The organism is Aliivibrio sp. EL58 (assembly GCF_900312675.1).
GTDB lineage: Bacteria > Pseudomonadota > Gammaproteobacteria > Enterobacterales > Vibrionaceae > Aliivibrio.
In genome coordinates this window covers 194370-206397 of record NZ_OMPC01000001.1, presented here as the reverse complement: position 1 = coordinate 206397, position 12028 = coordinate 194370, and the positions used below count along the sequence as shown (strand labels likewise).

General features: G+C 34.6%; 6 protein-coding genes and 1 pseudogene. 3 read left to right on the top strand and 4 right to left on the bottom strand.

Translation table 11 applies throughout. The features are described from left to right. Window positions 1-532 precede the first annotated feature (532 nt). The gene (locus tag ED622_RS00895; protein ID WP_254052566.1) at window positions 533-2494 is read left to right on the top strand and encodes a methyl-accepting chemotaxis protein; all 1962 of its coding nucleotides are present in this window, start codon (window positions 533-535) and stop codon (window positions 2492-2494) included. 35 nt (window positions 2495-2529) lie between these two features. On the opposite strand, the gene ED622_RS00890 is transcribed toward ED622_RS00895, so the two are convergent. After that, entirely contained in the window at window positions 2530-3669 is a 1140-nt protein-coding gene (locus ED622_RS00890) for a winged helix-turn-helix domain-containing protein (protein WP_122032100.1), read from the bottom strand. 438 nt (window positions 3670-4107) lie between these two features. Here ED622_RS00890 and ED622_RS00885 point away from each other — a divergent pair. Further along, window positions 4108-5616: pseudogene (locus tag ED622_RS00885) on the top strand (methyl-accepting chemotaxis protein); the annotation flags it as partial. 170 nt (window positions 5617-5786) lie between these two features. Next, window positions 5787-6698 (top strand): methyl-accepting chemotaxis protein, encoded by a 912-nt coding sequence (locus tag ED622_RS00880; protein ID WP_122032098.1) that lies wholly within the window; start codon window positions 5787-5789, stop codon window positions 6696-6698. Window positions 6699-7448: 750 nt separating this feature from the next. Here ED622_RS00880 and glpC read toward each other — a convergent pair. Genes glpC through glpA form a run of 3 tightly spaced genes read right to left on the bottom strand, consistent with a single transcriptional unit; the run spans window position 7449 to window position 11811 of the window. Then, window positions 7449-8750 (bottom strand): anaerobic glycerol-3-phosphate dehydrogenase subunit GlpC, encoded by a 1302-nt coding sequence (gene glpC, locus ED622_RS00870; RefSeq protein ID WP_122032096.1) that lies wholly within the window; start codon window positions 8748-8750, stop codon window positions 7449-7451. Next, window positions 8747-10117 (bottom strand): glycerol-3-phosphate dehydrogenase subunit GlpB, encoded by a 1371-nt coding sequence (gene glpB, locus ED622_RS00865; protein WP_122032095.1) that lies wholly within the window; start codon window positions 10115-10117, stop codon window positions 8747-8749. Before glpB ends, glpC begins: the two co-directional genes overlap by 4 nt. After that, window positions 10114-11811 (bottom strand): anaerobic glycerol-3-phosphate dehydrogenase subunit A, encoded by a 1698-nt coding sequence (glpA, locus tag ED622_RS00860; RefSeq protein WP_122032094.1) that lies wholly within the window; start codon window positions 11809-11811, stop codon window positions 10114-10116. Before glpA ends, glpB begins: the two co-directional genes overlap by 4 nt. Window positions 11812-12028: the final 217 nt, after the last annotated feature.

The following is a 12028-nucleotide window of genomic DNA, read 5'->3' as shown; positions in this document are numbered from 1 at the left end:
GTGGGGCTAATTTATCACGGTTAACACTAATAGGTCTCTAACATTAATGGTTTAAAATTCGATCGAAATCACATTTATAAAACTAATAAAATTGTGATGTAAACCACATTCATCAATCGTCAATTATCAGACGCCGTCAAAAAAAGACACCTTAATGACGGAGTGATTTTTATTCTAAAAAAAGTAAATAATATAAAATATATTGCATTAAACATCATTATGATATTGATATTTAATGGTTTATTAATTTTTATAATTATTGTGGCTATCCATATTGATAGATTAATAATGTAATATTTTGTGTTAATTCTCATAAAGAAGATGTAGTTAACTAACAGTATGAATAGACAAGGCATTAGCGCTAAAAAAATTGTCCTTACAGCCAGTGGACAGATTAAATGCGATACATCAATACTTTCGATTTTAAGTATTGAAGAGATTTCATTTATTGAAATGTTATTGGGTGTAAAACTTATATCAAGTTAACTCGCTTTCATATATTTGGACAATGACAATTTAAAAAGGATAAAAAGTGCATTATTTACAACGTATATTTATGAACCTTCAAGTGCGTTATCAAGTTTTATTACCTGTTATGTTTGCTGTATCGTTAATGGTGGTTCTATCTGCCATCATCATTAACGGCTACAGTAAGTTAGAAGATAACTCGTTAGCAATGGATTATAACTCGTTAGATAGCTCTAAATTAACCGAAGCGCAGGAAAACTTTTTGCATTTAAGGATTGCAGTTAGTCGCTCTATTGGTATTCCTGCAGAGCTAAATACATCTTATAAAAAATTTCAACACATAGAGGCTTCAATTTTAACTTTGTTTAGTGAAGTGGAAACCTCTAAGAGCAAATTAGTATCATCTGAAGAATTTGTTTATAAAATGGAAGAAGTTGAAGGCTTACTCAATAGCTATGGTTCAATTATTAAAGATAATATAGACCTATACAAGGTAATGGATAAAGAGTGGGGAAATTTACCATGGGTTACAGATTACATTAATCAAGCGAATAATATTATTTTAGATACTGTTACCTCTGAATCAGAGCGTGAAGAGTGGCGAAAAATCCGACAAGAGCTGTATTCTTCGGCAGCAATTATCGTTGTTAGAATGTCATCTGTATATGCTTTAAATCTAGACTCTAAATTTGAACAAGAGCTTGCAACACATTTTAATAAAGTGTTTGAGCAAACAGATAAAATTAAGAATAGTTTAGCTCGTGAGATCCTTATTCAAGGCTTTAATGATTATGGTTCGGTTAATCAATTGCTATGGGCGCAAGGGCAGGAGATTAGCAAGAATAACTTACAGTTAGTTAAGTTAGGTAGTCGTGCAGATAATATACTCGCTGGCTTATTAAACTCAATAATTGATAGAACTCATGAGTTAAGTTTAGATGCAACGGTGCTGATTAATGATAGCCAATCCTTTATGATTTCTTTTTTAATTGTTGTATTGTTTATATCAGTTTTGATTGGTTGGCTAACTGCACAAATTATCTCAAAACCAATTGTTGCTTTACAGCATCAAATGAACTTGGTTGCTAACGGGGACTTAACTTATACCACTTCGTTAAATGGCAGTAATGAGATAGGGCAATTATGTACCAATACAGATGAAACTATTACTCATCTTCAAAAACTAATTAATGAATTACGAGGTATTGGGATAGAGGTTTCTTCAGCCTCGACTGAATTAGCGGCTGTAATGACGCAAAGTGAAGCAAATGCAAGTGAACAAAAATCTCAAGTTGAATTAATTGCAGCTGCAGTGACAGAGCTTTCGGCTTCTGCAACACAAGTTGATGCATCTGCAAATCAAGCGGATATACGAGCAAAAAATGTATTAACCTTATCAATAGAAGGGTCTAAAAGTGCAGAAGAAAGTTCAATATTAACTCGCTCACTAGCTACTCAAATGGATATGACATCTAGTGAAGTCATGACACTTAAAGATCAAACAGATCGGATAAGTGAAGTTATTACTGTTATTGACTCTATTTCTGAACAAACAAACTTGTTAGCACTTAATGCGGCTATTGAAGCAGCAAGGGCTGGAGATAGTGGTCGAGGTTTTGCCGTTGTAGCTGATGAAGTTCGTGTTCTAGCTGCGAAAACGCAGCAGTCGACTCAAAATATTCAGCAAATCATTGATAATTTACAACAGAAATCATCAGATGTAGTTGGGTCTGTGCATGATTCTATAAATATGATTAATGAAACTACACGTATGAGTGAAGAAACAAACAAGTACTTAGATGATATATCTAAGGCAATAGAAGAAATTTCACATACAAACTCAGAGATGGCAGGTGCTGCGAATGAACAGAATCGTGCTATTTCTTCTATCAGTGAAAATGTTAATGTCATTAGTGAGAGTATTCATCAAAATGTAGAGGGAATTAAAGAGAGTGCTCAGGCGAGTAGTCATTTATCTGAGTTATCGGAAGGGCAGAAGTCTAAGTTATCTTTTTTCAAAGTGTAAGTTAATTGAGGGCTACTTAAGGTAGCCCTTTCTATTTATTTATAGCTGAAGGCTAAGTAAGATAAGTTCATTTCTTCCATATAAACATAATGAACGCCTTTACCCATGGGGTATATATGGGTGTAATACGCTTTTCGTTCAGTATTTAATAGTTTAGGGTATGCATACAACTGATTTTGGTCTCTTATCGTGCCAAAGTGCTGCCTTCCTGAACCAACATCTCTGTCATTTCGCTCGATTAAAGCTATGAATTGATCTTTTTTCTTTTTTGTTATCGCTGTTATATTTACATTATAACCATAGCTACCAATATATCCTGTCTCTTTTACATATGCCGATAGTGTTGCATTATATTTATGATTGTCTTTTTTTTGGATATCATAATTTATGTAAGCGTGGCCTTTATAGGTTAAATTATTGATTGCAGATAGATTAATACTACTAGTCATTTTAAATTCATTAGCTTCTTTATTACTTAAGTTTTTTAATGGCTTTTCAAATTCAAATGAAATTTCATTAATTAGCTCATCAATGTTAATTGATGTTTCACTATTATCAATGAAATATATTTTGTTATAAATGCTAGAGCATTCATTACCTAACATTTCACATGCTGATATACTGATGGACTTTTCTTGTTTGTTTATGAAGTATTTTATTTTTTCATGTAAATTGTTTTTATTTAATATTACTGATTCTGAATTTGATGGCTGATATATATTGTCATTACTCTTGATTAGGTGCTGATCTATTGCTGGTGATATGTCTTTATTATTAATTATAATATAAGATGTTACTGATGCCCCTATTAAGCAAAAAGGTATTATATACAGATATATATTATTGATATGTTTTTTGTTTGACGAATTTTTACTACTAGCCCTATACCCTCTACCTTTCACCGTATCAATAGCATCTATATTATGTCTATATAATTTTTTCCTTAAAATTGAAATTGCTTGAGGAACAACACTAGTATAATTGTTGTCATCCTTATCCCAGGCGTAATTCAAAATTTCATCTTTAGAGAAAATAGTGTCTGGGTTTTTAAGTAATAAAGTTAATATTTTATTTTCTGTATCGGTAAGCTTTATAATCCTTTTGTCTTTATTTATATGGTTACAGGTGTGGTTTAATGTGAAATCATTATGATTGATTTTTTCTTTATTAAGCATTTTATGAATAGACTTATTTATTATGTGAATTATTATTATAATGAAAATTATCAATTGCTATGTCAGGATTGTATCAATTTTGATCACTTCGATCTAACTCTTTGATATTGATCACTATTTTTATTTGGCTTTGGGTGGGGGTATTTATTTATGTTGTGATTGCATTTTCTTTAATCATATTATCTATGATTGTTATTTTTCATGTTTAGTTATACCAATTTCAATACTTACTGTGAATAAATACGGTTTATTTGATCTGTGGTGTCGATCTGTCTTGTGATTTTCATCACATTTCTTATTTTGCAGGAAAAATTAATTAATTAATTAAATATAAAATAAATTTATTAATAATATACTCGCTGAGGTTTTTTAATACTAATAAGTAAGGGTTTTAATTAAATGAATATTGAACACAGCTATCCAGAGAGTGCCATTTTAATATCAATTACAGATAAGGATAGTATTGTTAAATACGCAAGTGAGGATTTTATAAATATATCAGGGTATTCTTACAACAGCTTGATTGGTCAACCTCATAATATAGTTCGTCACTCTGATATGCCAAAATTGGCTTTTAAAAGCTTATGGACTACTGTAGGTAGTGGATATAATTGGATGGGTATTGTTAAAAATAAAAGAACCGATGGTAATTATTACTGGGTTGATGCATTTGTATCACCTATAAAGAGGGATGATGAAATTTATGAGTATCAATCAGTAAGAACTAAACCCAAAAAAGAATATGTAGATCGTGCTGAAAATTGTTATAAAAAAATAAACTTAGGTATAAACCCATTACGATGGAAGTTTTCTCTTTCAATTTTACAAAAATGTATACTAATGTCTTCATTTAGTTTGATAATATCGCTATTAGCTTTAAATTATTACAATGCGATGCATATCTTAATTGGGTATTTTCTAGCGTCTATATGTGGTGTTTATCTCGTTACTAGGAGATTAAGTAAATTAGCTAAAGGTTCTAAATCTGTTTTTGATAACCCGTTAATGTCGTTTATCTATACAGGAGCGATTGATGATATTTCGTGCATTGAATTAGACCTTAAAATGAAAGAAAGTGAAATTAATTCGCTACTTAAAAGAATATCAATATCAGTTATGGACAGTAATGAGTCTATCAGTTATTCAGTCAATAACACAATTGCATGTGGAAAGCGAAGTATGGCTAACTTAGATGAACAGAAGTTAGCTGTTGAAATGGTAGCAACAGCAATGAATGAAATGCACTCAACAGCTAATGAAGTAACACAGAATGTTCAAAATGCTTCTGATGCTTCAAATACTGTTCAATCAGTTTCTATGACAAGTGTTGGCATACTTCAAAAGGCTAATGACTCAATGGCTGAACTTGCAATTAATTTAGAAAAAACGTCGATGATCGTTGAATCTCTCAATGAGCAAAGTAAGAGAATTGGTAATGTAGGTGATGTTATTAATACTATCGCGGATCAGACTAATTTACTTGCATTAAATGCAGCAATTGAAGCTGCAAGAGCAGGAGATGCAGGACGAGGTTTTGCTGTCGTAGCTGATGAGGTAAGAACATTAGCTCAAAAAACACAATGTTCAACCGCTGAAATTCAAGATGTTGTTTCAGAAATACAACTTGGAAGTGATTCTGCTTATAGGGCATTACTTGAGGCAACAGAGAAGTTCTCTGTTTGTGTGGAGCAAATTGATAGCGTAAATAATACCGTGTCTCAAGTTGATTCACTTTCAAATGATATAGCTTCAAGAAATGAACAGATATCGGTGGCCGTTGAAGAACAGTTGGCCACGGTTTCTGAGATTAACGAACAAATACAAAGAATAAATGATAAATCTAGTGAATCTTTATTGCTAACTTCTGACACAATTAAGACAAGTTTGTCTGTAGAAAGTCTGTTAATAGAACAAGTTCACTTAATTGAAAGCTTTGTGAATAAGTAAATTACCTATAAATATTTTGGTTAAATTACGAATTCAAACTATGTCATTACTTAGAATTCGAAGAGAGTTAAATAGCAAGAATTCATAAAGTTAATGTTTATTTTAGAGATTTAGTCAAAAACTATAGCTCTATAATAGTTGGTTTGAAATTATTGAGTGATAGGAATGTTATGAAATTAAAAACACAAATGCACTTATTGTCAATTGTTATATTTTCATTATCTGAAACCACTTTTAGTATTATTGGTAATAGTCTGAAATTAATGAGTGATGTGAAAGATAAGCAGAACAATTCTATTCAATTAACAAATTTAATTCAAAATAACTCTCTTAGTGAACTTTCGTCCGTTGAGCAAATTGCAACAGCATCGACTGAACTCTCTTCTACGGCAAGGGATGTTTCTATTAACGCTCAAAGAGCTGAAGAAGCTACAAATGAAGCCAATGAAGTTATCAAATCTAGCCAATCAATCATCCAGCGATCTACTGAAAATACAGTAGAAATATCGGAGTCAATTTTAGAAGCGAAAGATATTGTTAATTTATTGAGAGAATACTCTGAGCGTATTAGTCGCGTTGTTGAGGTGATTAATTCTATTTCTGAGCAAACCAATTTGTTGGCGTTAAATGCAGCTATTGAAGCTGCTAGAGCCGGAGAGCAAGGTCGTGGTTTTGCTGTAGTTGCTGATGAGGTAAGAGCATTAGCAAGTAAGACTCAACAATCTACTGTTGATATTCAAGAGATAATTAATCAACTACAAGAACAATCTAAGTTAGCTGATGAGTCAATGAGTAAAAATGTAGAGCTAATGGATTCAACAAAGTTTGCTATTGAAGATCTCGCTCAATCATTCTTAGCAATTACTGAGAGAGTCGTTGGTATTTCTGAGGTAAATGTAATTGTTGCAACAGCTGCTGAAGAGCAAAGAACGGTTACACAAGATATCTCAAAGCAATTAGAAGATATGAGTGCATTCGTGCAACAAAATTTAGAAGGCGTTGATCTCAGTTTGGAATCAAATGAAAAGGTCAGTAAATTAGCTACCCAACTTCAGATAGAGCTTTCATTCTTTAAGTTGTAATACAGATATAAATAAAATTTATCCAGATGAAATCCTTTGTGGCTACATTGAATTTCATATATAGATTCAATGTATGAAACCCACTGTCATAAAGTTTATATATAAGCTGTAATCTTTGAATTTATTTTTTGTTTTTTTATATCGTTTTATTGATGACTCTTTCGGAATAAGGGTATTCTATGCTCGTTTGTAAATTATCATGCTGGAGTTAAAGTGAATATGAACATAACTATTATATCTAGGTCACCTCAATCATTTATTGATTTATGTGATAATGAATTAGTGAATGAAAAAAATATACATTGTACATTCAATATTTCAAATAGTGATAGAGATTGGATGATAGAATATTTTAAAAGTAAAGGAGGTGAAACGTTTTCTTCTACAATAAATCATCCTACTTTATAGTAAAAATAGGTGGATTATAAATATAAATTTGAAAATATTAGCAGACTAAATGTTCTGTCTTCATAACGTTCTGTTGGCTTCACTAAGCATTTGATAATGTGTTAGGAATTATAAGTCGTTAATTAAATTATAATTGGGTGTGGTTTATTACTATTTTAAAATAAAATTTATTAACTCTGTTTAAATTATAGATTATAAATATAGTATCCATAATTATTTATAGTCTATAATTTAATACTACTGGTAACAAAGTTAATATATATTTTATCTCTTAACTAAGAAAGGCAGATAAAGAAGTGAGATAGGCTGTCTTTATCTGTCTTTATCTGTCTTTTTTGTATATTAATTGTCTTTTGAAAAATCTAGAGCTTCACACAGCAAAGAAATAGGATGAATCGTAGTAACATTAGTATTTTCTTCTATTTGCCATTTACAAGTTTCACAATCGGTAATGGCGTAATCTGGTTTTGCTGCTTTTATTTGGTCAAAGATATTTTTACCAATAGCGATAGAGGTATCGTAATTCTCTGTTTTAAAACCATAAGTACCTGCTAAGCCACAGCACTCACTGTCTAATACTTGCACTTCTAACCCTGGTATCGCACGTAACAATTCGATGGTGTAAATATTGCCGCCACTGCGTTCTAAATGACAAGGCGTATGGTAGATAATCTTTTTATTAAGTGGTTTCATTTTAGGGCCTCGACCGTTCATGATCTCTTTTAATAAAAAGCGCGTAACGTATTCTATTTTCTTCGCTACCTTGCTGTTATCGACATCTAATACATGCGGGTACTCTTGTTGTAAGGTGAATGAGCAGGTAGAAGAGGTCGATAAAATCGGCACATCTCTACGCTCAATCGCAGCTTCTAAATTAGCAACATTAAACTCGGCGTTTTTCTGTGCTTTTTTATGAAAGCCGTTAGCAATAAGAGGAACACCACAACATTTTTCTTTATCTAATAACTGCACGCCAATATGCATGTTATTCATGACACGGATAAAGTCTTTCCCTAGTTGAGGGTGGTTATAGTTTACAAAGCATCCGTGAAAATAATGGACTTGCTGCTGGTAAATCGATTGATCTGATACTTCTTTTTTATACCAACGGCGGAACGTTCCGTGAGAATACTTAGGAAGTGATTTGTGATCATGGACACCAATGGTTTTGTGCATCACTTTTTTAACTAAGGGTACGCTTGTGACGGCGTTTACAATAGGGGCAACAGGTGTTGCTACTGAGCCAAATAGATCAGTATGACTTAGTATAAAATCACGGATCCCTTTCATGTTATAAGCCGGTTTTCCGTGTTTACCACGAGCAACTGCAATCATGTCACCAATTTTAACTCCTGACGGACAAGCGGTTTCACAGCGCTTACAGTTGGTACAGAGTTTTAAGGTTTCGTCATAGTATTCTGGGCTTTTAAAGCGTAAACGCTCGCCATCAGGACCACATTGTTTTGGGCCGGGGTAATCAGGATTCTCTTTAGCAACAGGGCAATAGACAGTACATACGGTGCATTTTAAACACTGATCAAAGCTGGTATTAGCGGGTGCTCTAAAAATTAAATTATCTTTGGCAAAACGATCTTTGAGTAAATCACCTTTTAATAGATCAGAACGAAATAATGGGCTGCTCATAATGCGACCTCTTGTTGTTTTTCTGTTTGGTTAGTGGTTAAAAATTCAGGTTTGATTTGCTTGATTATTGATTCTGCAGCATGAAAGCCAGAGCTAATTGCCACACCACTGCCGCTGCCTTCTAATACAGGGTTATAACCAGATAAGATCGCACCTGCACAGTAGAAGTTATCAATAACATGACCTGATTTTATCGCTTGTAGTTGTGACGTCGTTTTTACACCCATGCTTAAAAATGGGTGTGATTGTGGACTAAAAAAAGCAGAACTGTACCAATCTGTGCGAGAAGCCGTTTGGTCCATATCTAAACCAAAAATAGGTTCTTCCATTGAATCTGCACTTGCTTTTAAGCCTTGGCTAAAGAAGCTGCCGGTTGCTAGTACAAACTGTTTTGCTTGCAGTGGGAAGTCACCATGATTTTTAGTGAATATACGGTTTAATCTGTAGTGCGAATGTTCAGGATCTTCTTTATCAACATACGAAAACTCACCTTGAATAACGTGGTCCCCATTGAGTAGGGTTCCACCTTGTTCAATGAAAGCGTGTTTCATGGTTTCTTCTAATCGAATACCTAACAATGACGGTGGCATGGTTGGAACTTCACATAAAGTTAATTGAGTTAATGCTTCAATCTCTTTTAAAAGCCCCAATCCTTTGCCATTGCCAAAAATAGCAGGAATAACGACAAGATCGCCGAGATTAGCGTGTTGCTGCAGTGCATGTGCAAACTCTTGTAAGTTCGCTCGTTTTGCTAATAATCGAGAAAGATCAATGGATCGTAATTCACAGTGATTACGTTGAATTTCATTAAACGCAGACAAAGAGACGGTTGCTGTTGAAATTTCAACATCAGATAATTGAGTGATCTGCTTTAAGTTATCTTGCGCTAATTTTGGTTGAAAATCACGAAAGCCATCAACCGTCACTAATACGATTTTTTGCACTGTATTGCTTTCTAATGCCATTGGGAATTGATGAACAAAAGGTTGCGATAACCACGTTGATTTCATTGTGCCTAGTGGCGTTAATCGATAATGATTACGTCCGTTTGTTTGAGAGGTTAGTGGAACACCAATACTAGATAGCGTCGCTTGGTACCAATCAATAGCACGGTTTACCGTTTCTTTTCCTAATGTGGCATAAGGGTGTTCAGGATAATGAGTCGAAAATCCATCAATTGCTGACATAGGGTCGATAACATGCGTGCCGTCAGGTGTTTTTGCTAATACATCAATAGAGCCTGATGAGAAGTGTAGGGCACTTTGACCAGAGGCAATCACCGCTGTTTTTAAGCCAGCTTCTAAGCAGCGAAGAGCACAGCTTAATCCTGCCATGCCACCGCCAATGATAATGGTATCGAAATTCATAATGTTGCCTCTTGTTCTTTTTGTTGTTGAGACGTCTCTGTTTGTTCTGACGTTATAGCGGTATTAGGATTGGTGTTTACGGTTGGTATATCGCTTGCACCAAATAAGCCTTCATAAATCCAATAGCTAAATTCAGCCTCACGCAGAGCATCACCCCAGAAAACGGGTTTGATACCTTTCCAGCGTTCTTCTAAAAAGTGAGTCAATAATTGGCTAGATTGATTGCCAGAGACTTGGCCGCATTCTTCAAAAAGCCCCGCAGCACGGTAAGTACATAGTTCGCCTTGGCAAGGCCCCATACCTAAACGAGTACGACGACGTAGATCGACTAAGTTGTGCACATCTAATTGATTGATGGCATAGTTGATTTCACCTTGAGTTACCATTTCACATTCACAGATAACCGCTTGATCTTTGGCATTATCAGTTAAGAAACCTTGTGCTCGTTCACCATGACGATAAACCGCACTTTGATAAACGGGTTTTGCTAGGCTTGCTGTTTTTTTCGCTTGAATAGAAGCACTGTTTGAACCTGGGAGTGGGCGAAGATGAGTGGTACATTCTTGAGTGTTTCTTAGTTTTTTAGCCACAAGATCGGTCGTCATCTCAGCCATTAAGCGTGAAGTCATTAACTTACCGCCAGTAATGGTAGTAAATCCGTTCAGTCCATCTTTTTCACCATGATCAAGCAGTACAATTCCGCGGCTTATATTTCGACCTGAGCCATCATCATCAACAGCGACTAGCGGACGAACACCAGCATAAGCACGAAGTACTCGAGTATTCGCCATGATCGGGGCAAGTTTCGCGCCTTCGCTTAGCAGGATATCCACTTCTTTAGCGCTAACGTGAAGGTCATCTATTTTGTCATAATCAATATGCTCAGAGGTTGTTCCTATTAATGAAATAGTGTCACCCGGTACTAAAATGTCGGCATCAGAAGGTTTACGGCAACGGTTTATTACTAAGTTATTAATACGATAATCTAAGATCAGTAATGAGCCTTTCGCTGGGAACATCTTGATACTCAAATCAGCGTATTCACAAATGTTTTGTCCCCAAATACCTGCGGCATTAATCACTTCTGAAGCAAATATTTGGGTTTTCTTATTGGTTCTTGTATCAATGCAATTTACACCTAATACGGTATCTTGATGGCGAATAAGAGAAGTAACATGAGTATGAGTGAGCAAACGCGCACCATTTTCTTTCGCATCAAGTACATTTGCCGCACATAAACGAAAAGGGTCAAGTGTTCCATCTGGCACTTGAACCGCACCAATTAGGTTAGGATTGACGTTTGGCTCAAGTAATAAGGCTTCTTTAGGCGTGAGTTGTTTTGCTTCAATACCAGCAACTTGGCATGACTCAATAAACTGCTTTTGAAAATCTAAATCATCATCAGGAAGAGAGATAAATAGGCCTTGTGTATCTTCAACACAATGCTTTGCGATGTTTTTTAGTATTTTATTCTCATGAATACATTCTTTTGCTGATTCGTTATCCGTCACGGCATAGCGAGCCCCAGAGTGAAGTAAGCCATGATTTCGGCCTGTCGTTCCAGAAGCTAAATCGTCTTTTTCAATTAAAATGCAATCGATACCGCGCAGAGCACAGTCACGCATGATCCCTGTGCCTGTTGCACCACCTCCAATGATGATAACTGACGTTTCTAATCGAGACGTTTTGTCCATAATTCACTCTCTTTTTACCACTTTTGATGTATGGAACTATGATGATATTTATCTTCTGCACTTTCTTTGATTTAGCGCAATTATGCTCGTTCGCGCATTCGTGTTGTTTTCGTTTTGGTATATGAGTCACATGATTTTCATTAATCGAAGGTTAATTTAGGGGTTTTACTCGAGGGTAATGAGAATGATTTGCTCGTTTTCGAATTATAGATAGGTA